The 26,413-nt window shown below is 67.8% G+C and carries 22 protein-coding genes, 1 tRNA gene and 1 riboswitch; of the genes, 6 read left to right on the forward strand and 17 right to left on the reverse strand.

Translation table 11 applies throughout. The features are described 5' to 3' along the window. Positions 1 to 21: 21 nt before the first annotated feature. A complete protein-coding gene (locus AC6HZP_RS20295; RefSeq protein WP_497524318.1) occupies positions 22 to 1,029 on the reverse strand; it encodes an NAD-dependent epimerase/dehydratase family protein in 1,008 nt (335 codons plus the stop codon). A gap of 98 nt (positions 1,030 to 1,127) precedes the next feature. On the opposite strand from AC6HZP_RS20295, the gene AC6HZP_RS20300 reads away from it, so the two are divergent. Beyond that, positions 1,128 to 2,030, forward strand: a complete 903-nt coding sequence (locus tag AC6HZP_RS20300) for a LysR family transcriptional regulator (protein ID WP_497526832.1) — start codon at positions 1,128 to 1,130, stop codon at positions 2,028 to 2,030. 86 nt (positions 2,031 to 2,116) lie between these two features. Here the strand turns inward: AC6HZP_RS20300 and AC6HZP_RS20305 are convergent, their stop codons facing one another. From AC6HZP_RS20305 to AC6HZP_RS20315, 3 genes are all read right to left on the reverse strand, one after another. Then, the gene (locus AC6HZP_RS20305; RefSeq protein WP_497524319.1) at positions 2,117 to 3,472 is read right to left on the reverse strand and encodes an esterase-like activity of phytase family protein; all 1,356 of its coding nucleotides are present in this window, start codon (positions 3,470 to 3,472) and stop codon (positions 2,117 to 2,119) included. Between the two features lie 205 nt (positions 3,473 to 3,677). Continuing rightward, positions 3,678 to 3,752 (reverse strand) — tRNA-Glu (locus tag AC6HZP_RS20310). Between the two features lie 120 nt (positions 3,753 to 3,872). Next, a complete protein-coding gene (locus tag AC6HZP_RS20315; RefSeq protein WP_201400743.1) occupies positions 3,873 to 4,268 on the reverse strand; it encodes a hypothetical protein in 396 nt (131 codons plus the stop codon). Between AC6HZP_RS20315 and AC6HZP_RS20320 the strand changes: the two genes are divergently transcribed. From AC6HZP_RS20320 to AC6HZP_RS20330, 3 genes are all read left to right on the forward strand, one after another. Then, entirely contained in the window at positions 4,267 to 5,277 is a 1,011-nt protein-coding gene (locus tag AC6HZP_RS20320; RefSeq protein WP_497524320.1) for an RluA family pseudouridine synthase, read from the forward strand. The genes AC6HZP_RS20315 and AC6HZP_RS20320 overlap by 2 nt on opposite strands. 123 nt (positions 5,278 to 5,400) lie before the next feature. Further along, positions 5,401 to 6,318: an RNA polymerase sigma factor RpoH gene (rpoH, locus tag AC6HZP_RS20325; protein WP_201400745.1), complete on the forward strand. Its 918-nt coding sequence runs from the start codon at positions 5,401 to 5,403 to the stop codon at positions 6,316 to 6,318. 164 nt (positions 6,319 to 6,482) lie between these two features. After that, the gene (locus tag AC6HZP_RS20330; protein ID WP_497524321.1) at positions 6,483 to 8,345 is read left to right on the forward strand and encodes an adenylate/guanylate cyclase domain-containing protein; all 1,863 of its coding nucleotides are present in this window, start codon (positions 6,483 to 6,485) and stop codon (positions 8,343 to 8,345) included. A 42-nt stretch (positions 8,346 to 8,387) separates the two neighbouring features. Here the strand turns inward: AC6HZP_RS20330 and AC6HZP_RS20335 are convergent, their stop codons facing one another. The 8 genes from AC6HZP_RS20335 to AC6HZP_RS20370 form a co-directional block, all read right to left on the reverse strand. Then, a complete protein-coding gene (locus tag AC6HZP_RS20335) occupies positions 8,388 to 9,332 on the reverse strand; it encodes an ABC transporter substrate-binding protein (protein WP_497524322.1) in 945 nt (314 codons plus the stop codon). A 41-nt stretch (positions 9,333 to 9,373) separates the two neighbouring features. Then, positions 9,374 to 10,171, reverse strand: coding sequence for an ABC transporter permease (locus AC6HZP_RS20340; protein ID WP_497524323.1), 798 nt, complete (start codon positions 10,169 to 10,171; stop codon positions 9,374 to 9,376). Positions 10,172 to 10,233: 62 nt separating this feature from the next. Continuing rightward, positions 10,234 to 10,339, reverse strand: a riboswitch (TPP riboswitch). A 161-nt stretch (positions 10,340 to 10,500) separates the two neighbouring features. Next, the gene (locus AC6HZP_RS20345) at positions 10,501 to 11,592 is read right to left on the reverse strand and encodes an ABC transporter substrate-binding protein (protein ID WP_497524324.1); all 1,092 of its coding nucleotides are present in this window, start codon (positions 11,590 to 11,592) and stop codon (positions 10,501 to 10,503) included. 14 nt (positions 11,593 to 11,606) lie between these two features. Next, positions 11,607 to 12,830: an SfnB family sulfur acquisition oxidoreductase gene (locus AC6HZP_RS20350; RefSeq protein ID WP_497524325.1), complete on the reverse strand. Its 1,224-nt coding sequence runs from the start codon at positions 12,828 to 12,830 to the stop codon at positions 11,607 to 11,609. Continuing rightward, on the reverse strand, positions 12,827 to 13,903 hold the full coding sequence (locus tag AC6HZP_RS20355; protein ID WP_497524326.1) for an LLM class flavin-dependent oxidoreductase: 1,077 nt from the start codon (positions 13,901 to 13,903) through the stop codon (positions 12,827 to 12,829). The genes AC6HZP_RS20350 and AC6HZP_RS20355 overlap by 4 nt, the downstream gene beginning before the upstream one ends. Next, positions 13,900 to 14,901 carry an ABC transporter substrate-binding protein gene (locus AC6HZP_RS20360; protein WP_497524327.1) on the reverse strand — a complete coding sequence of 334 codons (1,002 nt, stop codon included), beginning with the start codon at positions 14,899 to 14,901 and terminating at the stop codon, positions 13,900 to 13,902. Before AC6HZP_RS20360 ends, AC6HZP_RS20355 begins: the two co-directional genes overlap by 4 nt. Before the next feature lie 23 nt (positions 14,902 to 14,924). Further along, positions 14,925 to 15,665: an ABC transporter ATP-binding protein gene (locus AC6HZP_RS20365; protein ID WP_497524328.1), complete on the reverse strand. Its 741-nt coding sequence runs from the start codon at positions 15,663 to 15,665 to the stop codon at positions 14,925 to 14,927. Continuing rightward, complete coding sequence (locus AC6HZP_RS20370; RefSeq protein ID WP_497524329.1) at positions 15,662 to 16,528, reverse strand: ABC transporter permease; 867 nt, start codon at positions 16,526 to 16,528, stop codon at positions 15,662 to 15,664. Before AC6HZP_RS20370 ends, AC6HZP_RS20365 begins: the two co-directional genes overlap by 4 nt. A gap of 279 nt (positions 16,529 to 16,807) precedes the next feature. Between AC6HZP_RS20370 and AC6HZP_RS20375 the strand changes: the two genes are divergently transcribed. Next, on the forward strand, positions 16,808 to 17,716 hold the full coding sequence (locus tag AC6HZP_RS20375; protein ID WP_497524330.1) for a LysR family transcriptional regulator: 909 nt from the start codon (positions 16,808 to 16,810) through the stop codon (positions 17,714 to 17,716). 76 nt (positions 17,717 to 17,792) lie between these two features. On the opposite strand, the gene AC6HZP_RS20380 is transcribed toward AC6HZP_RS20375, so the two are convergent. The 4 genes from AC6HZP_RS20380 to AC6HZP_RS20395 form a co-directional block, all read right to left on the reverse strand. Continuing rightward, positions 17,793 to 19,661, reverse strand: a complete 1,869-nt coding sequence (locus AC6HZP_RS20380) for a hypothetical protein (protein WP_497524331.1) — start codon at positions 19,659 to 19,661, stop codon at positions 17,793 to 17,795. Positions 19,662 to 19,713: 52 nt separating this feature from the next. Further along, positions 19,714 to 21,006 (reverse strand): adenylosuccinate synthase, encoded by a 1,293-nt coding sequence (locus tag AC6HZP_RS20385; protein ID WP_201400756.1) that lies wholly within the window; start codon positions 21,004 to 21,006, stop codon positions 19,714 to 19,716. A 151-nt stretch (positions 21,007 to 21,157) separates the two neighbouring features. Then, positions 21,158 to 22,804 carry a mucoidy inhibitor MuiA family protein gene (locus AC6HZP_RS20390; protein WP_497524332.1) on the reverse strand — a complete coding sequence of 549 codons (1,647 nt, stop codon included), beginning with the start codon at positions 22,802 to 22,804 and terminating at the stop codon, positions 21,158 to 21,160. 138 nt (positions 22,805 to 22,942) lie between these two features. After that, entirely contained in the window at positions 22,943 to 23,455 is a 513-nt protein-coding gene (locus AC6HZP_RS20395; RefSeq protein WP_497524333.1) for a ClbS/DfsB family four-helix bundle protein, read from the reverse strand. A 188-nt stretch (positions 23,456 to 23,643) separates the two neighbouring features. Here AC6HZP_RS20395 and AC6HZP_RS20400 point away from each other — a divergent pair, with 188 nt between their 5' ends. Beyond that, positions 23,644 to 24,573 carry a DMT family transporter gene (locus AC6HZP_RS20400; RefSeq protein ID WP_497524334.1) on the forward strand — a complete coding sequence of 310 codons (930 nt, stop codon included), beginning with the start codon at positions 23,644 to 23,646 and terminating at the stop codon, positions 24,571 to 24,573. A gap of 210 nt (positions 24,574 to 24,783) precedes the next feature. Here the strand turns inward: AC6HZP_RS20400 and serA are convergent, their stop codons facing one another. Further along, on the reverse strand, positions 24,784 to 26,370 hold the full coding sequence (gene serA / locus AC6HZP_RS20405; RefSeq protein WP_201400760.1) for a phosphoglycerate dehydrogenase: 1,587 nt from the start codon (positions 26,368 to 26,370) through the stop codon (positions 24,784 to 24,786). Positions 26,371 to 26,413 lie beyond the last annotated feature (43 nt).

Raw genomic sequence — 26,413 nt, forward strand, 5'->3', positions numbered from 1 at the left:
CCCGCCAGCCCCTGAGCGCGATCAGCGGACCGCGAAGCCGGTGCCGACCGGCCGAGGCAGCGCGACCGGCATGCAGCCCATGCCGCGAAGCGCCTCCGTCAACGCCTCGATCAGCGGCGTATGCGGCTCGGCGCCCAAAAAGCGGACGAGCTTGCGATTGTCGAGCTCCAACCGCTCGGTCCAGAGATAACGCACCTCGATCAGCTCGCGGAACATCTCGACGAAGGGCGCCGCGAGATAGATCGCGAACCAGGGAAAACGGCGGATCTTCATGTCCGGCCGGCCGATCGCCGTCCGCACGGCCTCGGCGATGGCGATGCCGCGATCAAAGTAGTGGCCGCGGAAATGGAAGACCTCGAACGGCGCCAGCTCGTCCGCGCGCTCGATCAGCCGCAGGAAGGTCTCGGCGAGATCCGGCAGATAGGCCCAGTCATGCCCGACATCGGGGCGGCCGGGATAGGAGATCCGCGTCACCGGCTTGCCCGCCTTGACGATGCCGGCGCCGAACCAGTTGTTGCCGGCGACGGGGCCGAAGAAGTCGCCGGCGCGGACGATCAGCACCGGCGTTCCCGCCGCCGCCGTCTCGCGCAGCCGCGCTTCCATGGCGACGCGGATTTTTCCCTTCCGCGTCGTCGGCCGCTGCAGAGACTGCTCGTCGACCAAAGGCAGCGCGTCGGGCCCAAAATTGTAGATGGTGCCGGGAAAGACGATGCGCGCCCCCGCGGCCTTCGCCGCCGCGATCGTGCTTTCGAGCATCGGCAGCGCCAGCCCCTGCCAGTTCCGGTATCCCGGCGGATTGGCGCCGTGGAAGACGATCGAGGCGCCCTTGGCCGCCGCGATGACATCCTCGGCGTTCATGGCGTCGCCCTTAACCCATTGAATGCCCTCGCCGCCCGGCTTCAGCGCCGCCGCCTCCGGCTGCCGGTTGAGGCCGCGCACCGTCCAGCCCCGGTCGACCAGCGCGCGGGCCACCGCGCCGCCGATGCCGCCGGTCGCGCCGACGACCAGTGCGATCCTGTTTTCCGTCATGATCCCGATCCCTGTTTCCTACGTTGATAATGACAGGATGGCGCCGGATGGCGTCATGCGGAATTGTTGAACTTCGGATAGCTGTCATTCATTCTTGTATTATGACGCCATCCTGGGATCATCTCCGCTCGTTTCTCGCCGTGCTCGGCGACGGCAGCCTTTCCGGCGCCGCGCGCCATCTGCGCCTGACCCAGCCGACCGTCGGCCGCCACATCGACGAACTGGAACTGGCGCTCGGCGTGGTGCTCTTCACCCGGTCGCGCGCCGGCCTGGCCCCGACCGAGGCGGCGCTCGAGCTGGCGCCGCATGCCGAGACGATGGCGGCGGCGGCCGAGACTTTGGTGCGCGCAGCGTCGGCGGAAGCGAAGGAAGATCGAGGCACGGTGCGGCTGACCGCGAGCGAGGTGGTCGGCACCGAGATCCTGCCGGGGATCCTCGCGCCCTTCATGGAGCGGCATCCGCAGATCGCCATCGAGCTGGTGGTTTCCAACCGCAACGAGGACCTGCTGCGACGGGAGGCCGACATCGCCGTGCGCAATGTCCGGCCGACCCAGGGCGCGCTGCTGGCGCGGCGGATCGGCACGATCGACATCGGCCTGCATGCCCACCGCAACTATCTGGCGCGACGCGGCACGCCGCGGACCCTGGCGGAAATGACCGGCCATACGCTGATCGGCTACGACCGCGATTCACCCGCCATCCGGGCGCTGCGGGCGCTGGGCCTGCCGCTCTCGCGCGAGATGTTCAGCCTGCGCACCGACAGCGACACGACGCAGCTCGCCGCGATCCGCGCCGGCCTCGGCATCGGCGGCTGCCAGAGCCCGCTCGCGGCGCGGGATCCCGATCTCGTCCGTCTGGTGCCGGAGGAACTCGCCTATCCGCTCGAATGCTGGGTCGCCATGCATGAGGATCTCAGGTCGGTGCGGCGCATGCGCCTCGTCTTCGACCACCTCGTCGCCGGCCTCGACGCCTATGTCCACGGCCGCGATCCCGCCTCATGAAAAAGGCGCGCCCGGCTAAACCGGACGCGCCCCTTCAATTGCTGCGGGCAAGGCGACAAAGCCGCCCTGCCCTCCAGCTGCTTGCCTTACTTGGCGGCGAGGAAATCTGCGACGTCGAGCAGGATGAACTCGTTGTCGGCGGCCTTGCCGATCTCGCGACCGCCCGAGAACGGCAGGTTGTTGTCGTTCGCGACCAGGATGTGCTTGTCGTCGTAGAGCATCACGTCCTCGATGGTGAAGAACGGGAAGGTGAAGATGCCCGTGAGGTCGCGGTCGGCGGCGGTCTTGACGATCGCCTTGCCGTCCGGATCGGCGATCTTCATCAGGTCGATCTGGGCGATGCGGCGGATGGCGCCGTCCTTGTCGATGCTGGCGGTGTCGACCAGGACGATGTTCTTGACCTTGGCCGGGATCGGATAGCAGGCCGACTTGTCGTCGGTCTTGCAGGCGAGGCTCGGATCACCCTCGCCATTGTCGCGCTCGATCACCAGTGCGCGCGTGTCGTCGATGAAGTTGAAGTCGCCGATCGCGGTCGCGCCCTCGGCGAGGCGGAAGCGGTAGCTGTCGCCCGTCCAGGCGCCCTTGCCGGTGTCGAAGGTCATGACACGGAGGAAGTCGCCCTCCGGCTTGCCGTCCTCGCCGAGCAGCGGCTTCTCGAGCATCGCCCAGAGCAGGTTGGTCTTCGGCTGCAGGGCCATGCCCTCATAGCCGCCGGAACGCTGCACGCGGAAATCCTTGCCGGGAACGGCGGGAACGACGACGCCCGGCGTGTCGGGTCCGCGCAGGACCTCGCCGTCGAGCATCGTCGGATAGACGGCGAGCACGCGGCCGTCGAGCGTGGCGCGGACGATGTAGGGGCCGAACTCCTCGCCGATCCAGACTTCGTCGCCGAGCACCTGGATACTCTCCGGATCGAAATCGGCGCCGGTCAGGTAGCGGCTGTCCGTGCCCTCATAGGCGATGCGGAACGGCACCTTGTGGTCGGGATCGCGCAGGAAGACTGATTCCAGCCGCTCGACCTTGCCGGTCGCGAAATCCGGCTTCATGCGATGGAAGAACAGCATCGCATCGGGGCTGTTCGCCTTGGTGCCGAAGCCGTTGTCGGTCAGCGTGTAGATTGAGCCGTCCGGCGCGCGGTTCATGGCGAAGCCCGACAGGCCCTGCACCGGCTGGCCGACGAAGGGCAGCGAGATGCCGGTCGGGTGGCTGCCATAGGCGGCGCCGACGTCGCCCATCACGCTCATCGGCACTTCGTTGCGCGTCTTGCCGGTGAACTTGCCGGAGACGATGGCGTCGCGCGGCGCGTCGGCCGGCGGCGCGATCAGGGTCATGGCCGGAAGATAGGCATGGCCGGCGAGCTTGGCGGGGAACGTCTCGGCTGCGACGGCCGCGCCGGCGATCGTGGTGAGCGCGGCGGCGGCAATCAGGGAACGCAACGGCATCGAGCATCCTTTCTAGGTTGAGGAAAGCTCGCCCCGATTAGGAAGCCCGCATGACAGCGGTGTCACGACCCGATGGAATTCCGATGAAAAGCTGGCTCAAGTCCCCAGCCACGGCCGCCCGGCCAAGGACCGAGAATTCACGGCGAAACGACCACGAGAGCGGTCAAACGATCGAATTCGGATTGTCGGGGAGGAGGAGCAAATTTGGTACGCCCTAGGGGAATCGAACCCCTGCTTTCGCCGTGAGAGGGCGACGTCCTGACCGCTAGACGAAGGGCGCACATCCGTTTGCTTCGGATGACCGCGATATACCGATTGGGTCGGAGCTTGGCAAGAGCGTCTCGCCAAACTTCTTCAAACTGCCTGTGAAGAACTTTTTCCTCGTCCCGGACGCGGCCGGTCAGCGTGCCGTGCCGAGATCGAGGTGGCGGACGACGGCGCCGGTGCCGACATCGATGACGACGACGCGGGTCGCACCGAAGGCCTCGATCGTCAGCGCCAGCAGATTGCCGCTGAGCGCCGTCGAGACGACCCGTGCGCCGGCCGGCAGGACGTCGGCGATCGTGACCGGTTCGGCGTTCGCCGGCAGAGCGGGCTTGCTTCGATCGGGAGCGATCTTGTACATGACGGCGAACAGCACGGCGAGAAAGCCGACCAGGACCGTCGTCCCCGAGACCAGGATCAACCGCCGCAGCTTCTGCCGGACGCGCTCCATCGCCGGATCGAGCGGCGCTTCGTCCTGTGGTTCCGAAGGATTGGGCGAGTGCGGGGCCGAAGAGGAAGAAGTGTGAGCCATGGACCAGTTTCCGGATGACGGCGAGGAAATCGTCGACCTCGTGGTCGAACCGGACGCGGCAGGCCGGCGCCTCGATGCCTATCTGGCCGCCGCGATTGCCGATCTGTCCCGCAGCCGCCTCAAATCCCTGATCGAGGCCGGTCACGTCTCGATCGGCGGCGCGACCATAGTGGAGGCCAAAAAGGCGGTCAACGCGGGCGACGTCATCCGCGTCGCCGTGCCGCCGGCTGTCCCGGCCGAGCCCGAGGGCGAGCCGATCCCGCTCGACGTCGTCTACGAGGACGACGACCTGCTCGTCATCGACAAGCAGGCAGGCCTCGTGGTGCATCCCGCCGCCGGCAACTGGAGCGGCACGTTGGTCAACGCGCTGATCGCCCATTGCGGTGACAGCCTTTCCGGCATCGGCGGCGTGCGCCGCCCGGGCATCGTGCACCGCCTCGACAAGGACACCACCGGCCTGATGGTGGTCGCCAAGAACGACCGCGCCCACAAGGGCCTCGCCAAGCAGTTCGCCGATCACGGCCGCAGCGGCCCGCTCGAGCGCGGCTACCAGGCGATCGTCTGGGGCGTTCCGGCCCTGCCCTACGGCATGGTCGACGCGCCGATCGGCCGCTCGCCGACCAGCCGGCTGAAGATGGCCGTGCTGAAGACGGGCGGCAAGGAAGCGATCACCCACTACACGGTGGAGCAGCGCTTCGGCGACAAGACGGCGCCGATCGCCAGCCTGCTCGATCTCCGCCTCGAGACCGGGCGCACGCACCAGATCCGCGTCCACATGGCGGCCATGGGCCTGCCGCTGATCGGCGACCAGGAATATGGCAAGGGTTTCCTCACCAAGGCGGCCCGCCTGCCCGAGCCGGCGCGGACGCTCGTGTCGCATTTCCACCGCCAGGCGCTGCATGCCTGGCTGCTCGGCTTCGAGCATCCGACGACGCGCGAGACGCTGCATTTCGAATCCGAGCCGCCGGCGGATCTCGCCGAACTGATCGAAGCTTTCAACGGACTGTGAACCGAAACCGCGCCGCGCGGTCCTGTTAAACTTGTATTTCGTGCCTATATATCTCCACGCGGGCCAAAGTGGCCGCGATCGGCGCTGGCTTTCGGGGAGCGCCGTCAGAACGGAGGGGGCACAATGGCTGCCAGAGCAAGTCTTCCTGTCATCGCGTCCGGCGAAGCCGGACTGTCTCGCTATCTCGACGATATCCGGCGCTTCCCCATGCTCGCGCCGGATGAAGAATATATGCTTGCCAAAGCATATAAGGAGCATGACGACCGCAGCGCCGCGCACAAGCTGGTGACCAGCCATCTTCGCCTGGTGGCGAAGATCGCGATGGGTTATCGCGGCTACGGGCTGCCGATCGGCGAAGTGATTTCCGAAGGCAATGTCGGCCTGATGCAGGCGGTGAAGCGGTTCGAGCCCGAAAAGGGCTTCCGCCTCGCGACCTATGCGATGTGGTGGATCAAGGCCTCGATCCAGGAGTACATCCTGCGCTCGTGGAGCCTGGTCAAGATGGGCACGACCGCCAACCAGAAGCGCCTTTTCTTCAATCTTCGCAAGATGAAGAGCCAGATCCAGGCGCTCGAGGAAGGCGATCTGAAGCCGCACCAGGTCGAGCAGATCGCCACCAAGCTCGGCGTCACGACGGAAGACGTCATCTCGATGAACCGCCGTCTCGGCGGCGACGCCTCGCTGAACGCGCCGTTGCGCGCCGACGCCGAGGGCGGCGAATGGCAGGACTGGCTTGTCGACGACAGCGACAGCCAGGAAACCATCCTCGCCGACCAGGAAGAGGCCGACAATCGCCGCAAGCTGCTGCGCGACGCGATGGGCGTCCTGAACGAACGCGAGCGCCGCATCTTCGAGGCGCGCCGCCTCGCCGACGAGCCGATGACGCTGGAGGAACTCTCCGCCGAATTCGGCGTCAGCCGCGAACGCGTCCGCCAGATCGAGGTGCGCGCCTTCGAAAAAGTGCAGAAGGCCGTGCGCCGTGGGGCGCGCGACCTCGAGCGCAACCATGGTGACGACGAACTGGCCGCGACCGACGCCTGAGCAAGCGTCGGCCGCGTTCGACCCCGCGCGTTGATATTTCACCTTTCTTTCGAAACGAACCTATTGCGAAAATTGTCGGGGTATTGTATCCGACAGCTGAGGCATGCCGTAGCGTAAGTCACGGATGCCTCCATGCTCATTCATTTCGGGATTGAGGATCAGCCATGGCGCGCCCGCGTCGTCGCCTGACAGTCATCGCCGCATTGGACGTGGTCGGTTATTCCGAGCTCATCCAGCGGGATGAGCTTGGCGCGATTCGGGAGATGCGCTCGATCTACCGGACGCTGGTCCGCCCGACGCTCGGCCGTTACGGCGCGCACATCATCAAGACGATGGGCGACGGCGGGCTGGTCGAATTCCCGAGCGTGCTCGACGCGGTCGAATGGACGATGGCCTTCCAGACCGCCATGGCCGCACGCAACGCGGCGCGCGACCGTTCGCCGGTCGAGGTCCGCGCGGCCATCGTGCTCGCCGACATCATCCTGACCGGGGACGACCGCTTCGGCGCCGCCATCGGCTTCGCCATGCGGCTGCAGGCGGCCGCGCCTCCCGGCGGCATCGCCATCACCCATTCTGTCCGCTGGCAGCTGCTGGCGGAACCCGCGGCGGCGTTTCGCCCAGCCGGATTCCTGCACCTGCGCAGCGTGCCCTACCCCGTCGAGGCCTGGTTCTGGATGCCGGCCGGCAAGCCGCTGCCCAGTCTCCCGCCGACGCCCGGCCAGATGCTGACGCCCCCGAGGCTCGGCGTCCCGCAGCTGCAGCAGGCCCAGCCGCCGGACCTGCGCCCGCTCGCGGTCGTGCTGCCCTTCGACGATCTGTCGCCGGCGCGCGACCAGGAAGGCTTCGCCGACGGCGTCGTCGAGGAGATGACGGCGACGCTGTCGCGCGTGCGCGACATCCGCGTCATCGCCCGCAACTCCGCCTTCACCTACAAGAACCGGCCGACCGACGTGCGCGCGCTGCAGCGCGACCTCGGCGTGCGCTATGTCATCGAGGGCAGCGTCCGCAAGGCGGGCGACGTACTGCGCGTCACGGCGCAGCTCGTCGAGGCTGAGACCGGGGCGCATCTGTGGTCCGGCCGCAAGGACGGAACGGTGCACGATCCCTTGACCCTGCAGGACGACGTCGCGACACTCGTCGCCGGCGCGCTCAGGCCGGCCGTTCGCGGCGCCGAGATCGAGCGGGCGCAGCGCAAGGCAGCCGACACGCTGAAGACGCACGATCTCGTGCTGAAGGCGATGCCGCATTTCTGGGCCCATCGGCGCGAGGACAACGCCGCCGCGCTGGCGCTGCTCGAGCAGGCGCTGGCCTCGGATCCCAGCTCCGGCACGGTGCTCAGCCTGAAGGCATGGTGCCTGAGCCAGCAGATCACCTATCTCTGGTCCGAAGACCCGGTGCACGACCGCAACGTCGCGCTCGCGCTCGCCGAACAGGCGGCCGAGACGGCGGAGGCCGACCCGCTGGTGATGACGGCGATCGGCGCCACCTTCTCGATCCTGATGACCGATCAGGCGCGTGCGCTCGTCTATATCGAGCGCGCCATCGCGCTCGATACCACCTTCGCCTGGGCGTGGACGCGGCTCGGCTATGCCAAGGCCTATTCCGGCGATCCGGAGGGCGGGATCCTGGCCTTCGAGAAGGCGATCGCGCTCAGCCCCGAGGATCCGATCCAGTTCAACGCCTTTGCCGGCATCGCGACCTGTCATTTCCTGCTCGGCCGCTATGCCGAGGCGGCGCATTTCGCCGGTCGCGCCCTGCACGGCCGGCCGGGCATGGTCTGGGCCTACCGGCTGCTGGCCACGTCCGCCGCCCTCGCCGGGCAGATGACGCTCGCCCGCAGCGCGGTTCGCCGCCTGCTCGCCGAGAACCCCGGCCTGACGATCGGCGGCATCGCCGCCGCCATCCGGAACCTGTCGGGCCCGGCGCTCGACAAATATCTGGAGGGCCTGCGCCTCGCCGGCCTCCCCGACGACGCGAAGCACGAGCCCGTCGTGCTGATCAGCGAGGCGGACGGCACCGCCGCCTGAGACGACCGGCCACCCGGGAACGGATGGCCGGCCGCAAGGTCCTCAGCGCGGCGCGATCGCGTAGCTGTCGATCGGCGGCACCGTGTCGAGCAGGCCCCTCGCCTTCATGAACTCGCCGAAGCGGTCATAGCGACCGACATCCAGCGCCGCCGGGCGCTTGGCGAAGCGCGGCAGCGTCGCATAATAGGAATCGCGGTTCAGCTGGTTGTCGAGATCGCGATGCGCCTTCAGGAACACCGCCAGCGCCTCTTCCGGATGGTTGGTCAGGTAGATGGTCGCCTCCTCGATCGCGGCGAGGAAGCGCGCCATGCGCGGATCCTCGCGGAGCTCGTTCCGCGTCACGTAGATGAGCTCGTCATAGGACGGCACGCCGTGCTCCTCCAGGAAGAACGCCTTGCCGGGCTTGCCCTCGAGACCGAGCTGGATCAGCTCGACATTGCGGTAGCCGTCGATGATCGCGTCGACCTGTCCCGACATCAGCGACGTCGTCAGGTTGAAGTTGACGTTGACCATCTCGACGTCCTTCTCGGTCAGGCCGACCGTGGCGAGGACGGTGTCGATATAGGCGTTCTGCAGGCTCGCGACCGAATAGCCGATCTTCTTGCCCTTCAGGTCGGCGAGCGTCTTCACCGGGCCGTCCTTGAGCACGATCAGCGCGTTGAGCGGCGTCTCGATCAGCGTGCCGATGCGGGTGAGCGGCAGGCCTTCCTTGACCTGCAGCATCAGGTCCGGCTGGTAGGTGACGGCGATGTCGGCCTGGCCGGCGGCGACCAGGCGCGGCGGTGCGCTGGCGTCGGCCGGCGCGATCATCTCGACGTCGAGGCCGTGCTTCTCGAAGATGCCCATCTCCTTGGCGATCACCAGCGGCGCATGGTCCGGGTTGTAGAACCAGTCGAGCAGGACCGTCAGCTTGTCGGCGGCATGCGCCGGCGCGACCGAGATCGCCGCCGCGAACGCGAGGGCGGCAAGGCGAGGGAAGCGTTTCATCGGATAGGGTTCCTTTGCGGATCGAGAGGTCAGGCGAGAGGTCAGGAAAGCGTTTCCGGCGCCCAGGGCGCGATATGGCGGGTGGCGATGTCGACGGCGGCGCGCACCAGCACCGCCATGGCCGCGAGCAGCGCCAGCGCGGCGAAGACGACGTCGGTCTGCGCGCGGCCGTTCGCCATCAGCATGGCGTAGCCGAGCCCGGAGGACGCGCCGACCCATTCGCCGATCAGCGCGCCGACGGGGGCGTAGACGGCGGCGACGCGCAGCCCCGAGGCAAGCGCCGGCAGGGCGTAGGGAACGCGGAAATAGAGGATTTCCTGCCAGTTCCGGGCGCGATAGAGGCGGCTCAGATCGATGAGCCCGGCCTCCGTCCGCGTCAGCCCGTCATGGAAGGCGGAGGCGACGGGGAAGAAGATGGCGATCGTCGCCATGACGATCTTCGAGCCAATGCCGAAACCGAACCAGAGCACCAGCAGCGGCGCGATGGCGAAGACGGGGAAGGCCTGGGTGACGATCAGGAGCGGCATCAGGATGCGCCGGATCGCCGGCACGAAGGTCATCACCAGCGCCAGTGCGATGCCGGCGAGCGCGCCGGTGACGAGGCCCGAGACGGTCTCGATCAGCGTAGTGACGGCGTCGCGCTGCCAGAGGTCCGGCCGTTCGACCAGCGCCCGCCAGACCCGCGCCGGTGGCGGCAACATGAAGGGCGGCGGCGCGAAGACGAGGATCACGGCCTGCCAGATAGCGACCAGCGCGACGGCGACGAGGAGCGCGCGCAGCACGCCGCCCAGCCATCCGCTCCCGCGATCGGGTGCGTCATATTCAGCCCGTGCCGCCATGGCGAAGCCGCTCCTCCGGAATACGGACGAGGCCATACCTATGGCGATGAACGAGCAGACGTCGTAAACCAGCTTCCCGTCCCTTCGCCGGCATGACCCGGATCAGGTTCGAAGGGTTCGGCCCATGGCCATCTCAGCTCGCGTCAGCGAACACCCCTCGGAATGGCCGGAGCATGGCCGAGGACGAACGCGGGCGCAAGAGCCATGCCCCGGGAAGCAGCTATGCAGGCAAGATTACCCGGCTATCGAAAGCCGAATGGAAAACGATCGCGCGGGGCACGGAACTGGCCCCCTGCCCCGCGCGCGATCGTGCCGGCCTGATCGGGCGGCTACCGCCCCGCGTCGACCAGCCGGCGCGCCTCTTCGATCGCCTCATGCGCGATCCAGTCGGCGACGCTGAAGTCATGCGGGGCGAAGCCCCAGCGGACGAGGAAATCCTTCTGGTCCTTGAGCAGCGAGATCAGCTCCGGCGTCAGCGACGGCTCGAGCGCGGTGTGCACCGACGCCGAATAGGCCGCATCCACCCATTCCTCGGCGATGCTGCTGTCCCGGGCGATCTGGCGCTTGGCGTCGCCGGGATTGGCGGCGGCCCAGCGCGCCGTCTTGATCGCGCGGGCGAGGTAGCGCGCCACGACGTCGGGGCGGCTTTCCAGCAATTCGCCGCGCACGGTGAAGGCGACCGGCGCCAGATTGTTGATGCGGCTCTTGACCTCGGGGAACGCCGCGATGTCGGCGACCACCTCGGCGCCGAGCAGGGCCTCGAACTCGGCCGCCTGCGACGACTGGTAGATCGCGTCGATCTCGCCGGTGATCAGCGCCTTCAGCTCCGGCCCCTGCCGCTTCCGCGTCACCCGCGCCGAGAAATACGAGCTGCTCAGCGCCTGCCCCTCGGGCGGCTTGCCGACCAGCGGCTCGTCCAGCACGATGTCGACGAAGGTGACGTCATCCGGCCCGAGGCCGACGCTTTCGAGCGCGGCGAGATAGCCGCGCAGCGCCGTTGCGCGCGGGAAATCCACCGGATCGTTCGGACGCTTGATGAGGCCGAGGCGCTTGCCCTTCAGATCGCCGGGGTTCTGGATACCGGAGCCCGGCAGCGCCAGGATGCGGGAATAATGCTCGATCCAGGAGAGGCCGATGATGCGGAGATTGCGCCCCTTGGAGCGGGCGACGATCGGCGGAATGTTGCCGCCCTCGCGGAACAGGTTCTCGTGCGACTGGTCGTAATGCGCTTCCCGGATCTTGCGGTCCGGATGCGAGCGGATCGAGTTGAGCGTCACGCCCGTCCCCTCAAATTCCGACGCATACTCGCCGCGCGCAAAGGCGATGCTGGCCGCGGAAGGCACCGGACAGACCGTGTACCAGATGTCCTGCGGCAGCGTCCCGGCGGAGGACAGGCCGGACGGCGGCGCGATGCTGCTCATGGAAATTCCTTTCTTCAGACGAGGAGGGCTTGGCGCGGCGGGATGCGGCCGTTGAGGATGAAGTCGCCGATGTAGTGGTATTTCCACACCTCCGGATCGTGGAGCGTATGGGTGCGGGCGTTGCGCCAGTGCCGGTGGAGGTTCCATGTCTCGTCGGCGGCGCTGGTGCCGGCGAGCGCGAACAGGTCGTTGCCAACCTTGACGCAGACGGCCGAGGCCGCCGCCTTGGCGGCCGCGACGAGGATGGCGAGATCCACCGTCGCCTTGTCGTCGCGCGGCGCCGCGCGGACGCGGTCGAACGTGTCGGCGGCCCGCAGCAGCAGCGACCAGGCCGCCTCGGTCTCGACGTGCAGCTCGCCGACGCGGCGGATGATGTGCGGATCGTCGCCCGCCCGCTCCAGCTCGGCGCCGTACCAGGGCCGGCTGCGCTCGCGGACATAGGCGACGGTATCGGCCAGCGCTTCCTGCGCGATGCCGATATCGACGGCGACATGCATGATCTGGCCGAAGGCCGGGCGCGTGCTCGGCCCGGAATCATACTGCCAGATCGGCACGACATCGCGCTCGCCGACGACGACGCGATCGAAGGTCGCCGTCCCGCTCGCCGTGCCGCGCTGGCCCATTGCATTCCAGTCGTCGACGATCTCGACGCCCGGCGCCTCGCGCTCGACCATCACCATGTGGGCGCGCCCCTCGCCGTCGAGGGCTGCCACCGGCAGCCACTGCGCGAACAGCGCCCCGGTGGTGTAGAACTTGGTCCCGTTCAGGATGTAGCCGCCATCCGGCCCCCGCTCGATGCGGGTCTTCATGTTGGCGTAGCCGCCCTTGGGCGTGCCGCGCTCTGACAGCGCATTGCCCCAGAGCTGGCCTGCGAGGATGCCGCCATAGAAGAAGGCCTTCTGCTCGGGCCTGCCGAGCGCGCGGATGTTCTCGAGATGGGAGAAGTGGTTCTGCGGGATCTGGCCGATCGCCGGATCGGCGGCCGAGAGGATGCGGAACACCTCGACCAGCGTATGGATCGAGACTTCCGGTCCGCCGAAGGCGCGCGGCACGGTGATGCCGAGCAGGCCGGTCGCGCGCAGATCGGCGATTTCGGCCCAGGGCCGGGTCCGGTTCCGGTCGCGCTCGGAGGCGGAGGGACGGATGCGATCCGCATAGGCCTCCGCCACCGCGATCGCCTCGACGTCCGACCGGATCACCCGCGCCGGCTGCTGCAACGGTTCCGCCCGGGCGTTCATGACGTCGCCTCCGCGCGCAAAGACCGTTCCTCGCGCTCGCGCACCAGCGGCAGCACGCGTTCGCCGAAACGCCGGAGTTCGGCCAGGAGCGGCTGGAACTGCAGCATGAAGAGGTCGATGCCGGCCTCGCGGAAGGCGACGATGCGGTCGGCGACCTGCGCGTAGCTGCCGACGAGCCCCGCATTGGTGCCGCCGTTCGAGCCGACGACGGGCACGCCGGCATTCACCTTCATCATCTGCACCGCCTTGTCGGTGCCGGAACGCAGGCGGGCGATCTCGTTGCGGCTGACGAGCGACAGCAGATGCGCGAACTCCGCCTGCGCCTCCGCTTCGGTCTCGCGCGCGATGACGAAGGCCGAGAGCGCGAAGCGGAGCGGCGGCGCCGCGCCTCGGCGCGAGGCGAGATCGACGATCAGGTCCCGCGTCTCGGCGAGCGAGCGGCCATTGATGAAATAGGTGTCGGCCTGCGCCGCCGCGAGCTGGCGCGCCGGCTCCGACTCGCCGCCGAAATAGATGGTCGGCCCGCCGGGCCGCAGCGGTTTCGGTCGCAGCGACAGCCCGTCGACCGAAAGATGCTCGCCCCGGAAGGTGACGGTCTCGCCGGCGAACAGCCGGCGGACGATCTCCAGCCATTCCGACGAATAGGCATAGCGCTGGTCGTGCTCGCGGAGCGGGATGCCGAGCTGCTGGATCTCCGGCAGGAACCAGCCGCTCACCAGGTTGATCGAGAAGCGCCCATGGCTGATCTGGTCGATGCCCAGCGCCTGCTTCGCCAGCACGCCCGGATTGTGCAGGAACGGCTTGATCGCCGCGATGATCTCGATACGGCTGGTCGCCTCGGCGATGCCGGCCGAGGCCGTCCAGGCATCGACGACGTCCGATTCGGCATTGCGCGGGCTGATCGTGTGCTGCGCGATCAGCGCCGCGTCGAAGCCGAGACGCTCGGCCTCGACCACGACTTCGCGATTATGCCGGTAGCTCGCATCCGGGAGATCATCCGGATGGCTGTCCGCCCCGAAATATCCGTGATGCGGGGCCCAGACCCCGAAGCGTATCCTCCCCTGCCCGCTCACGGCTTCGCCTCCGGAACGACGGGGTTGGCGATGGCGTCGTTGAAGTCCGTGAGGAAGAGGTCCTTCGCGTCGAGGCGACGGCGGATGATGCCGGAATCGAACACCTCGTCGGCATAGACCTGCTTCTCGGCGAGGAAGGCGTCATCGATCCGCGCGAGGCCGCCGGAATTGTTGTTGAGCGCCGTGCGCACCGCGTTTTCCGAGACGCCGAGCTTCGGCGCGACGAGCTTCACATACTCGTCCGGATTGGCCTTGGCCCACTGGATGATCTTCTCGTATTCGCGGATGAAGGCGCGGATCGCCTCCGCCTTGTTCGCGACCGCGTTCGGCGTCGCGAAGATGCAGTAGAGGTTCGAGATGTCGTATTCGTCGCCGCGCGCCAGCAGGTAGCTGCCCGGCACCTTTTCCAAGATCTGCGCCGCGGTCGGCGAATTCTGCGAGGTGGCGTCCACCTGACCGGTGACGAAGGCCGACACCGCCTCGGCGCCGAGGATGTTGACCGAGGTGATGTCCTCGTCCTTGAGGTTGTGCGCCTTCAGGAGGTGCAGCACGAAGAGCTTGTGGTTGTTGTTCTGGGCATAGGCGATGCGTTTGCCCTTCAAGTCGGCGAAGGTTTTCGCCTCGACTTCCGGGCGCACGATCAAATTGGTGTTGTGCCCGTTCGGGCCGGTGCAGGCGACGACCTTGTTCTTCGAGCCGTTGGCGGCCATCTGGATCGGGCCGATCTCGCCCTGGTCCTCGATGTCGACGGCGCCGGACAGGATGGCGTCGTTCAGATCCGCGGTATTGGGAAAGTACTTGTACTCGACCTTCACGCCCGGAAGCTGGACGTCCTTCTGCCAGAGGGCGGCGAAATAGCCGAAGGCCTGTGGCACGCCGACCTTCAGGACGACGTCCTCGGCCAAGGCCGACGACGAGGTCGCCAGCAGGGTGACGAGGCCTGCCGCGAGCGCGGTCATGCGGCGGCGTCGCGGACGGTCAGTATCGATGACGGACATGATGCGGTCCTTGTTGGGAGGGATCAGACGGTGGGCACGCCGAGTTGCGTGAAGATCCGATCACGCAGGCGGCCGAAATCGGGATCGAGGCGGTTGCGCGGATGCGACGCCTCGACCGGGAACTGGTCGAGGACGCGCCCCTCGCCGAGCACGACGACGCGGTCGGCCAGCGTCAGCGCCTCGTCGACGTCGTGGGTGACGATGACGACGGTGAAGCCGTGCTTACGCCAGAGGCCGAGGAGCAGCGCGTGCATGCGGATGCGCGTCAGCGCGTCCAGCGCGCCGAACGGCTCGTCGAGAAGCAGCGCCGCCGGGTCGCGGATCAGCGCGCGGGCAAGCGCGACGCGCTGCCCCTCGCCGCCGGAAAGCGTCCCCGGCCAGGCGTCGCGGAGATGACCGAGCCCGACCTCCGCCAGCACGCCGAGCGCCTTCTCGCGCTTCTCGCGCCGCGAGAAAGGCAGGCCGAAAGCGACATTTTCCCACACCTTCAGCCAGGGCATCAGGCGCGAGTCCTGGAAGGCGACGGATACCTTGCCGGCGACGAAGACGGCGCCGTCCGAGGCGGTGTCCAAGCCGGCGAAGAGGCGCAGCAACGTGCTCTTGCCGCAGCCGGACTCGCCGACGATCGCCAGGATCTGGCCGCGCGGCAGCGAGAGGTTGACCCCGTCGAGGATGGTACGCTCGCCGAAGGATTTGCGCACGTCGATCGCTTCGAGCCCGATATCGGGGCTCGTCTGGCGAGACTGCCTCAGGGGAGCGTTCATCGCAGGAAGCTCCGGTTCCAGGGGAGCAGGCGCCATTCGAGCAGGCGCACCAGCGCCTCCATGGCGAGGCCGAGGATCGCATAGAGGATCAGGCCGAGGATGATCCAGTCGGTCTGCAGCGCGTTGCGGCCCTGCGCGACGAGATAGCCGATGCCGCCCTGCGCATTGATGCCCTCGCCAATGACAAGGCTGAGCCAGGCGATGCCGAGCGAGAGGCGCAGGCCGACCAGCGCCGAGGGCAGTGCACCGGGCAGGATCACCCGCGTCAGCAGCTCGCGCCGGCTGGCGCCGCAGATCTGGGCGAGCTCCGCATAGCGGCGGTCGATGCCGCGAATGCCCTTGTAGAGGTTGATGTAGAGCGGAAAGACGACGCCGATCGCGACCAGGCCGACCTTCACGCCCTCATCGATCCCGAGCCAGATGACCAGGAGCGGCGCCATGCCGAGCGAGGGCATGGCGCGGATCATCTGCAGCGGCGGATCGATCGCCTCCTCGCCGACGCGGGAGAGGCCGGAGATCACGCCCATGAAGACCGCCAGCGTGCCCCCGATCGCGAGACCGTAGAGCACGCGCCGCAGCGACGTGCCGATATGGACGAGGATCTCGCCGGTCGACGCCAGCTCGACGAAGGTGGCCCAGACCTGTGCGGGCGATTCCAGCGCGGCGCGGTCCACCCATTCCCGGCTCGCCGCCAATTGCCAGAGCGCGATCAGCAGAATCGGAACCACGGCGCGACGGGCGAAGGACGCGAGGATTTCCGCAGCCCTTGCCCCTTTGAACCAAGTCCGGACCTGGGCCCCGAGCGGATTGCGCCGGGTGGCTGGCCGGGTAGCTGCGAGGCGCTCGCCTGCGATTTCGGACATGACCCCTCCTTGGTCGCTTGCGCGATCAACATGAGGTCAATCCTATATATAGCGTCTATTTATAGGAGGGCTTCGATTCGAAACTTCCGGGCGGTCAGGAAACAGTTTTTCGCGAGAGCGCGGCCCGGCAGAGCGGGGAGCGCGAGGTCGCGGAATAGCGATGCCGGCCCGCCGCTCCCCTCGCGTTTGCGCGCGCGGGCGATATAAGTTGCGGCTCAGAACCGCTGAGATCGGCGAGCCGCGCTTGCGGGAACCGCCTGCGGGCAAAGGGGAAATCGGGTGTCACTCACGCTTCAGAAGCTGCGCAACTTCCTCGTCATCGCCGAGGAGGGTCAGTTCCTGCGCGCGTCGCAGCGCGTGGGCATTTCGCAGCCGACGCTGAGCGCGCAGATCAAGGAACTGGAGAGCGAGCTGGGCGTCACGCTCTTCAGCCGCACCACCCGGCGGATCCAGCTGACGACCGAGGGCGAACGCTTCTTCGAGCGCGTGACCAAGATGCTGTCGGACCTAGAGGTCGCGGTCACGGAGGTTCGCGAGCAGGCGGCGCTGAAGCATGGCCGGGTCACCATCGCGGCGACGCCGTCGCTGGCGAACAGCGTCCTGCCGCCGCTGATGGCGGAATTCCGCCGGGCCTTTCCGGATATCGACGTGCGGCTGCTGGAGGAGATCTCGGAAGGCGTCGATCACCTCGTGCGCCAGGGCATCGCCGATTTCGGCGTCGGCCCCGGCATCGGACGCCAGATGGATCTCTCCTTCTCGCCGCTGTTCGAGGAACGCTTCTTCGCCGTCGTGCCGCTGGAACACCCGCTCGGCCGGATGGACACCCTGCCGCTCGCGGCCCTGCCGGAGCGCGAGCTGATCACGCTCGCCAAGGGCACGGGCATCCGCGACGTGCTGGAGCAGGTGCTGCGCGACAACGGCATGGAGATCGGCACGTCGCACGTGCTGACGCGGGCCGATTCGGTCATCTCGCTGGTCGAGGCGGGCCTCGGCGTCGGGCTGCTGCCGGAGCTGAGCGTCGCGCGGGTGAACCCGAAGCGGGCCCGGATCATCCCGATCACGGAGCCGGAGATCTCCCGCCGCATCGGCCTGATCGAGCGCAAGGGCGGCAGTTCGTCGAGCGCTTCCAGCGCCTTCCTCAGGATGCTGCGCGCCGGCGACATCCCCGAGCGCATCGCGGCAGGCTGACCCCCGCGCGGCGGCCGGCAAGCGTCACGCAGGATGAGCCGCGGTTTCGCGGTTCATCCTGCCGGATTGGTGTTGGCTAGTTGTTGCCCCAGGCGGCCATGGCCTTGTCGAACACACGCTGGCCCGGCGTTCCCTTCTCGAAGGTCAGGATGGCGCGCTGATCGTTGTTGTAGACGATCGGCAGGTCGATCCAGTTGCGCTCGCGCAGCAGGGCGACGTTCTGCGCCATCGGCTGGGCGTCGTTCGAGAAGGCGATCCAGAAGAAGCCGTCCGCGACCTTGGCCGCGGCGCCGTCGAGCGGCTGGCCGCGCGATTCCTCGGTCGGCTTCATCACCAGCGCCGGCACCGACTTGACGCCGCCGCCGGCGAAATTGGCCGGGGTGTCGACGACGATCTCGACGAGATGGCTGGCCGGCAGCGCGCTGTCGTTGTTCTTGCGGATGTTCAGCGTCACCTTCATGCCCTTCTCGGGCACCTCGAGCTGCGCCTGGATCTCCGGGCCGTTCGAGGAGTTGGCGTTGAACTTCCACGTCGCCGTGGCGGGCACCACCTTGACGTTCTGGCTGCCGTCGGTCGGCTGCTCGTAGAGGATGGCCTTCTGGGCGACGAGCGAATCGTCGGCCGCGCCGGCATTGCTGTCGGCTGCGGCGGCCGGCGGCGCGGCGGGCGCGGGCTGGGCCGGAGCCGGCTCCGCGGCGGCGGAACGCGTTCCCTCGGGCGCCACCACGCCGGCGAGCGGATCGACCTCCTGGTCGCCCGGCGCGGGCTGCGCCTCGACGGTGCGAACCGTCTTCGGCGCATCGACGACGGGCTCGCCGCCGAGCCGGTCGGCATTCTTGGTGCTCGCCGGAGCGGGCTCGGGATTTTCGCTCAGCGTCGGCTTGGCACCGCCCTCGGCCGAACTGATGAGATCGCCGATCACGTCCTTGACGACGCTGCGCTGCGACCAGGCGAGCGCGGCGATGCCGCCGAGCAGCAGGCCGATCAGGACGAGAAGGATCAGCGTCGGCAGGCGCGACGGCTTGCTGCGCTCGACATAGACGGCGGGCCGTTCGGCAGCCGGGCGGCCGCGTTCGCGGCCTGCCTGACGGCCGGCGCGGGCGCGCGGCTCGTCGAAGCCGGCGTCGATCGTCGGCGCATCGCCGAATGTCGGCTCCGGCGCCCAGTCGGCGTCGGCCGAGCGGCGGCCCTGGTCCATATCGTCGTCGAGATCGAAACGCGGCTCGTCGAAGCGCGGTTCGTCATGATGATCGACGGAAAGCGTCGGCTCGCGCCGGCCGCCCTGCGGGGCCTGCCGATCGGCGGTGAATTCCGGCTTCGGCGTCACCTGCGGCCATTGCGGCTGGATCGGCGCCGGCTGGCGAAGCAGCGGCGCGGGCGCCGGCTCGGGTTCCGGCTCGTGCCATTCCGGCTCCAGCTCCTCCGGAAGCAGGACGTCGTCGTGGTGAAGCGCCTCCTCCTCGAGCGAGATCGGCGGCGGAGGCGGCGTCAGGACGGGAGCGGGAACCGGCGCGCGCGGCGTCGGGATCGGCGCCGGACGGGCAGGCTCCGCCTGCCGCAGCACCGGCTTCGGAGCCGGCGGCGGGGGTGGTGGTGGCGGCGGAGGCGAAACCGCCTCCTCCTGTTCTTCTTCCGGCTCGTGATCCTGCGCCTCGGCAGGTTCCGGCTCGGGAGCGGTGCCGAGCGCCTCGGCGACGGCGGCAGCCGCGCTGATCCGCACCGGTGCCGCGCGGGCGACGCTCGCCTCGCGCTCCACCTTGCGGATCGCCTCTTCCAGCTCCAGGCGCTGGCGGGAAATCTCGGACGTCGTCAGGGGAGGATCGATCGACTTCAACTGGGCGATCAGCGCGGTGCGCGCCTTGTCGTAAACCGAACGACGCGCGTCCCCGGATTCGCTGTCGAACCCGGAGACCGCCTTCTTCAATACCGCGTAATAGTCGGTCATTGTCCCATTCTACTAACTGACATGTCCGAACCGGCGCCTGAGATCGACAGCCTTAGTCCTGAAACGGATCCTGAACCAGAATTGTATCGTCGCGTTCCGGACTGGTCGACAGGAGCGCAACGGGCGCGCCGATCAGTTCCTCGACGTGACGCACATACTTGACGGCCTGGGCCGGGAGGTCGTTCCAGCTACGGGCGCCGGCGGTGGAATCCTTCCAGCCTTCCAGCGTCTCGTAGATCGGTTCGACCCGGGCCTGCGCCGCCTGGGATGCCGGGAGATAGTCGATCTCGCGGCCGTCGAGCCTATATCCAACGCAAATCTTGATTTCTTCAAGGCCGTCGAGAACATCGAGCTTCGTCAGCGCGATTCCGGTGATGCCGGAGGTGCGGATCGTCTGGCGCACCAGCACGGCATCGAACCAGCCGCAACGGCGCTTGCGGCCCGTGACGGTGCCGAATTCATGACCGCGCGTGCCGAGGAAATCGCCGACTTCGCCGGTCTGCTCGGTCGGGAACGGACCCTCGCCGACGCGGGTCGTATAGGCCTTGGTGATGCCGAGCACGTAGCCGACCGCGCCCGGACCGACGCCCGAACCGGTCGAGGCCTGGCCAGCGACGGTGTTGGACGAGGTGACGAACGGATAGGTGCCGTGGTCGATATCGAGCAACGCGCCCTGCGCGCCCTCGAACAGGATGCGCTTGCCGGCCCGGCGCTCACGGTCGAGCAGCTGCCAGACCGAATCCATGAAGGGCAGGACCTTGTCGGCGACGGAGGCGAGCTCCTCATAGAGCGACTCGACCGAAATCTCGTCCTGGCCGAGGCCGCGGCGCAGCGCGTTGTGATGCGCCAGCAGACGCTCGATCTTGTCGCGCAGCGCCGGCAGGTCGGCGAGGTCCATGACGCGGATGGCGCGACGGCCGACCTTGTCTTCATAGGCCGGGCCGATGCCGCGCTTGGTGGTGCCGATGCGGGTGCCGGTGGTGCTGTTCTCGCGGAACGCGTCGAGATCGCGGTGCAGCGACAGGATCAGCGCGGCATTCTCGGCGATGCGGAGATTGTCGGGCGAAACCTTGACGCCCTGCGCCTCGAGACGGCCGATCTCGGCCACCAGCGCATGCGGGTCGACGACGACGCCGTTGCCGATGACGCCGAGCTTGCCCGGACGCACGACGCCCGAGGGAAGCAGGCTGAGCTTGTAGGAAACGCCGTCGATGACGAGCGTGTGGCCGGCATTATGTCCGCCCTGGAAGCGCACGACGATGTCGGCGCGCTCGGAGAGCCAATCAACAATCTTGCCCTTGCCTTCGTCGCCCCATTGCGATCCGACGACGACTACATTCGCCATTGAGACTTCCCTTTTCGACGTCCTGCCACACTCATGCCGCGCTGCGCGGCGCGCGATAGGCCTCGTTCCCGGCTAAGCACCGGGACGAAGCGCGCGGACTATATAGACTCCGCTTGGCCGGCGCGACCCCCCGCCGGCGCATCTCCGAGGTTCAATTCTCCCAGAACACATCCTGGTCCGATGGCCAGCTGATGGCGAAGGCGTGGACGATCTCCCGGGTCTCGCCGGCGGCGTAATCATAGCGCCAGGCGACCACGCCGCGCCGGCCGGCGACCGCCATTTCCGTCGGCGGCGTCGCGCCGGCCAGGGGCTCGACGGCGATCGTCTTCGCCTCAGCGACGGGGAGCTGGTCGAGCACCACGATCGTCATCGGCCGGTCGTGCCGGTTCTCCACCTTGATCTGGTAGCGCCGCTCGTCCGTCTTCTCGGTCGAGATCAGCCCGCGCTCGCCGGTCTTCTGCTGCAGTTTGGTCCGCGTGACGGCGACCTTGTCGTCAATGCCGAAGCCGAGCGCGACCTCGCCTTCCGGCGCCGTGAAGTCGAGCGGCACGGTGCCGGCGAAGGCGCCGTCGCGATAGAGCACCGCCTCGCCGCCGACATAGGGCGCGCCGGAAGTGTTCTTGAAGCGCGCCGTCAGATAGGCCGCGTCGCTAACCGCCGGCACGGCGCGGACTTCCAGCGTCGGCTTCAGGCTCTCCGTCGCGATCCTGACCGAGCGGCTCCCCTGCCCCGAGGCCACCGAGACCGGATCCGGAATACGGTACTCGGCGCGGAAATCGCCGAAATCGGCGACGGCCTCGGAATTGGCCATCGCGCCATAGCCACCCGCCGCCGCATCGGCGGCGATCGGCGGCGCCGGAGCGGGCCGCGCCACGGCGAGCGATTCGCGGGCGACCTTGGCGTCATAGCGCGGAACGAATCGCACGACGCTCTCATAGGGCTCGGGCGCCTGCGTTCCCTCCGCCGGGCGCAGCGTCGACAGCGACAGCGCCACGCCGGACCAGTCCTCGCCGGTCTCCTGATGCAGTTCGGCGCGGCGGACGAGTTCGAGCTTCGGCTCCGCGCCCGCCTCGCCGAGGGAAAGCGAAACGTCATAGGCCGGGCTCCAGCCGGCAGACTGGGTGCGATAGCCGAGCGTCAGCTTGCCGGTGGCGGCCTCGGCGGCCGTGACCTCGATCCGCGCCGAGAGCTTCGGCAGCACCGGCGGCAGCATGTCGAGCGCCTTCCGGCGTCCCACGATCTGCTTCTCGAGCCCGCGCTTGTCCATCCGCACGGCGGTGCGCAGCGCGTCGATCTTCTCGCGCTCGGCGGCGAGCCCTTCGCCGGTCTGGGCCCAATTGTCGACGCCCTTGCCTTCGGCGAAGTTCTTGGCGAAACCCTGCGGCAGGTTTTCCGCCAGCCCGTCGATGAATTTGAGCCTGAGGTCGAGCGCGGCGAGCCGGTCGTCCAGCCCGCCGACGCGATCCTCCAGCGTCTCGATCTCGTCCGCGATCGCGTTGCGCACCGGATCGGCTTCCGGGTCGGCCGGCTCCGGGCGGGTCTCGACGGAACGGATGGTGACGCCGCCGGCGGCGATGCCCTCGACGCGCAGGCTGTCGGTCGCCATGTCGGTCGGGAGGTCGCGCGCCACCAGGACGGAAACGCCGTGCGGCACCGAGAAGGAAGCCTCGCGCTGCACGGCCGCCCCCTGCGGATGCACCGTCACGGCAGTGACGCGGCTGGCAATCGCGAGATCGCCGGCAAGCGCGCCGGCGCTGCTGGCGGCCAGCGCCGCGAACGACAGAGCGAGGATCTTCATGGCCGTCCTGGCTACCCCTGCATGAGCAAGCGCCGCTACCCGTAAACTCCCGGCGACGCTTCTGCCGCATAACGGGCGATTGTGGTATCGCCGCGCCACAATTGCGCGCTTCTCGTGAAAATTGCGGCGACACGCCCTTCAGGCGATGCCGTTCTCCTTCTTCCACTTGCGTAGCCGCCCGCGCGCATTGGCATAGGGCGAGGACGTGTTGAACTGGATCATCCGGCCCATGGTGTATTTCTCGTACCAGGGCGCGCCATAGAGCGCGGCGTCGTCCTTGCGCCCGATCAGCGCGACGAGGCTTTCCTTGGCCTCGGAGAAACGCCGCAGCAGCGCGTCGAACGGCAGCGCCTCGTAATCGGCATAGAACTTCTGGGCGAGCGCCCCGAGCTCGTTCCATTTGTAGCCGGTCTCGGGGAAATCGACGGGCTCCCCTGCCTCCCGCCGCGCATGCCATTTCAGCACCAGCTCGTTCCAGCCGGTCAGATAGGCCACGAGATCATGCACGCTCATGCGCGTCCCCTGCGCATGGCCCTCCAGCGTCTTCTCGCCCGAACGGTCCGCCGGCACCGTGGCGAGATCCTTCATGAGCTTGTCAAAGTTGGAGCCGATAGCTTCGAGAAGCTCGTCCTTGCTCGCTGGTACGGCCATCCGATTCCCCCATGACGCGCGGTAGAAGCCATAACCCGCATAACGGGTGTCGCCCGCACTTGCCAGCGCCATCGCCTCGACCGTCCCCTCCCCCTTGCGGGGAGGGAGAGACGGGCGCGACCGCGCCGCCTCTTGGCAGCGACGGTCGGACGAGGCTATCCAGACATTCCGCTGTCCGAGGCCAGTCCATGTCGCTCCTCTCCCGGGCCTTCACCTGGTTGTTCAACCGGCCCTATCTGCTGCTCGCGCTGACCTTCCTGTTCTGGGCGATCAACATCGTGCTCGGCCGCTATGTCGCCGGCTCGATGCCGCCGGTGGCGCTGGCGCAGATCCGCTGGCTCGGCGCCTCGCTGATCATCCTGCCCTTCGCCTGGCCGCATCTCCGGCGCGACTGGCCGGCGATCCGCGGCAGCCTCGCCATCATGCTGCTGCTCGCCGCCTCCGGCATCGGCGCCTACAACACGCTCGCCTATTACGGGCTGCAATATACCGAGGCGTTGAACGGTCTGCTGATGCAGTCGATCGCGCCGCTCGTCATCGGCGTCTGGTCGCTGATCCTGTTCCGCGACCGCATGTCGGCCGCTCAGATCACCGGCGTCTGCCTGTCGCTCTCGGGCGTCGTCCTGATCATCTGCCGTGGCGATCCGGCCGTGCTTCTGCACATGACGCTGAATGTCGGCGACATCATCATGCTGGTGGCGATCAGCTGCTACGGCTTCTATTCGGCGCTGCTGAAAAAGGGCCCGCGCATCCACTATCTCTCGATGCTGGGCTTCACGATTCCGGCCGGCGCCATCATGATCCTGCCCTTCTCCATCTGGGAAATGATGAGCGGCCGGTACATCCACGCGACGCCGCTGACCTTCGCGGTCCTCGCCTATGTCGTCGTGATCCCCTCGGTCGTCGCCTACATGTTCTTCAACCGCGGCGTCGCGCTGATCGGCCCGAATCGCGCCGGGCCGTTCTTCCACCTGCTGCCGGTCTTCGGCTCGATCATCGCCATCCTGTTCCTCGGCGAGCAGCCGCGCTGGTATCACGGCGCCGGCTACGCCCTGATCCTCTGCGGCATCGCCATCGCGCAGTTGAGCCTCGCCAGGATCCGGGCGTTCGGAAGGTAGTCTCACCCTCCCCGCACCCTCGCCGTCATCCCGGGCTTGACCCGGGATCCATTTCCGCCGGGTTGTTGGCCGCGCGAAACGCCAGAAAGCGCGGCCGTATGGATCCCCGCCTTCGCGGGGATGACGACGGTGCCTGAACCACTCCGGTCAAACAAAAAAGAGGCGACGGTTGCCCGTCGCCCCTCTTCATTCCAGCAGTGAGAAAATATCTCAGAACGTCAGGCGCTTGGCCTGGACGACGCCCTCGAGCGCGCTAACGCGGTCGATGACGCTGTCCGAGATCGCCTCGTCGACGCCGATCAGCGCAATCGCGTCCTCGCCCGGCGCCTTGCGGCCCAAGTTGAAGGTCGCGATGTTGATGCCCTCGCCGCCGAGCAGGCTGGCGAAGCGGCCGATGAAGCCCGGCTTGTCCTTGTTGGTGACGTAGAGCATGTGGGGGCCGAGCTCGGCCTCCATATTGATGCCCTTGATCTGGATGATGCGCGGGTTGACGTCGCCGAACACCGTGCCGGCGACCGAACGCTCCTGCCGCTCGGTCGTGACCGTCAGGCGGATGTAGTTCTCGTACGCGCCCTGCTGCTCGCGACGGACTTCCTCGATCGCGATGCCGCGTTCCTTGGCGATCGCCGGGGCCGAGACCATGTTGACCGACTGCAGCTGCGGCCGCAGCACGGCGGCGAGCGCCGCGGCGGTCAGCGCGCGGACGTTCATCTCCGCGACCTCGCCCTCATATTCGAGCTTGATCGCCTTGATGCCGGTCTCGGTGAGCTGGCCGGCGAACGAGCCGAGCTGCTCGGCGAGCTTGACGAACGGCGTCAGGCGCGGCGCTTCCTCGGCGGTGATCGACGGCATGTTGAGCGCATTGGAGACAGCGCCCTTGACCAGATAATCGGCCATCTGCTCGGCGACCTGCAGCGCGACATTCTCCTGCGCTTCCGTGGTCGAGGCGCCGAGATGCGGCGTTGCGACGACGTTGGGCAGGCCGAACAGCACGTTCTCGGTCGCGGGCTCTTCCTCGAACACGTCGAAGCCGGCGCCGGCGACCTTGCCGGACTTCAGCGCCTCGGCGAGGTCCTTCTCGACGACCAGGCCGCCGCGCGCGCAATTGATGATGCGGACGCCGTCCTTCATCTGCGCGATCGCCTTGGCGTCGATGATGCCGCGCGTCTTGTCGATCAGCGGCGTGTGCAGGGTGATGAAGTCGGCGCGGCGGAACAGTTCCTCCAGCTCGACCTTTTCGACGCCGAGATCAACGGCGCGGTCCGGCGACAGGAACGGATCGAAGGCGATGACGCGCATCTTCAGGCCGACGCCGCGCTCGGCGACGATCGAGCCGATATTGCCGCAGCCGATGATGCCGAGCGTCTTGCCCGTCACCTCGACGCCCATGAAGCGGTTCTTCTCCCACTTGCCGGCCTGGGTCGAGGCGTTGGCTTCGGGGATCTGGCGCGCCGTCGCGAAGATCATCGCGATGGCGTGCTCGGCCGTGGTGATCGAGTTGCCGAAGGGCGTGTTCATCACGATGATGCCCTTCGCCGTCGCCGCCGGAATATCGACATTGTCGACGCCGATGCCGGCGCGGCCGATGACGCGGAGGTTCTTCGCGGCAGCGATGACCTTCTCGGTCACCTTGGTATTCGAGCGGATGGCGAGACCATCATAATTGCCGATGATCTCGAGCAGCTTCTCCTTGTCCTTGCCGAGGTCCGGCAGGTAGTCGACCTCGACGCCCCGATCCTTGAAGATCTGGACGGCGGTCTTGGAGAGCTTGTCGGAAATGAGAACGCGCGGTGCCATGTGCTTTGTGTCCCTGGTTACCTAGCGCCGTCGTCATCCCGGA

The sequence above is a fragment of the Kaistia sp. SLG-1 genome (assembly GCF_059699055.1).

Bases quoted from the DNA above. Each gene is read 5' to 3' on its own strand.
- AC6HZP_RS20385 (WP_201400756.1), bottom strand. From the start codon at position 21,006: ATGGCGAATGTAGTCGTCGTCGGATCGCAATGGGGCGACGAAGGCAAG.
- rpoH (WP_201400745.1), top strand. From the start codon at position 5,401: ATGGCTGCCAGAGCAAGTCTTCCTGTCATCGCGTCCGGCGAAGCCGGA.
- AC6HZP_RS20395 (WP_497524333.1), bottom strand. From the start codon at position 23,455: ATGGCCGTACCAGCGAGCAAGGACGAGCTTCTCGAAGCTATCGGCTCC.
- AC6HZP_RS20400 (WP_497524334.1), top strand. From the start codon at position 23,644: ATGTCGCTCCTCTCCCGGGCCTTCACCTGGTTGTTCAACCGGCCCTAT.
- AC6HZP_RS20335 (WP_497524322.1), bottom strand. From the start codon at position 9,332: ATGAAACGCTTCCCTCGCCTTGCCGCCCTCGCGTTCGCGGCGGCGATC.
- serA (WP_201400760.1), bottom strand. From the start codon at position 26,370: ATGGCACCGCGCGTTCTCATTTCCGACAAGCTCTCCAAGACCGCCGTC.
- AC6HZP_RS20340 (WP_497524323.1), bottom strand. From the start codon at position 10,171: ATGGCGGCACGGGCTGAATATGACGCACCCGATCGCGGGAGCGGATGG.
- AC6HZP_RS20305 (WP_497524319.1), bottom strand. From the start codon at position 3,472: ATGCCGTTGCGTTCCCTGATTGCCGCCGCCGCGCTCACCACGATCGCC.
- AC6HZP_RS20330 (WP_497524321.1), top strand. From the start codon at position 6,483: ATGGCGCGCCCGCGTCGTCGCCTGACAGTCATCGCCGCATTGGACGTG.
- AC6HZP_RS20370 (WP_497524329.1), bottom strand. From the start codon at position 16,528: ATGTCCGAAATCGCAGGCGAGCGCCTCGCAGCTACCCGGCCAGCCACC.
- AC6HZP_RS20350 (WP_497524325.1), bottom strand. From the start codon at position 12,830: ATGAACGCCCGGGCGGAACCGTTGCAGCAGCCGGCGCGGGTGATCCGG.
- AC6HZP_RS20360 (WP_497524327.1), bottom strand. From the start codon at position 14,901: ATGTCCGTCATCGATACTGACCGTCCGCGACGCCGCCGCATGACCGCG.
- AC6HZP_RS20380 (WP_497524331.1), bottom strand. From the start codon at position 19,661: ATGACCGACTATTACGCGGTATTGAAGAAGGCGGTCTCCGGGTTCGAC.
- AC6HZP_RS20345 (WP_497524324.1), bottom strand. From the start codon at position 11,592: ATGAGCAGCATCGCGCCGCCGTCCGGCCTGTCCTCCGCCGGGACGCTG.
- AC6HZP_RS20365 (WP_497524328.1), bottom strand. From the start codon at position 15,665: ATGAACGCTCCCCTGAGGCAGTCTCGCCAGACGAGCCCCGATATCGGG.
- AC6HZP_RS20295 (WP_497524318.1), bottom strand. From the start codon at position 1,029: ATGACGGAAAACAGGATCGCACTGGTCGTCGGCGCGACCGGCGGCATC.
- AC6HZP_RS20390 (WP_497524332.1), bottom strand. From the start codon at position 22,804: ATGAAGATCCTCGCTCTGTCGTTCGCGGCGCTGGCCGCCAGCAGCGCC.
- AC6HZP_RS20315 (WP_201400743.1), bottom strand. From the start codon at position 4,268: ATGGCTCACACTTCTTCCTCTTCGGCCCCGCACTCGCCCAATCCTTCG.
- AC6HZP_RS20320 (WP_497524320.1), top strand. From the start codon at position 4,267: ATGGACCAGTTTCCGGATGACGGCGAGGAAATCGTCGACCTCGTGGTC.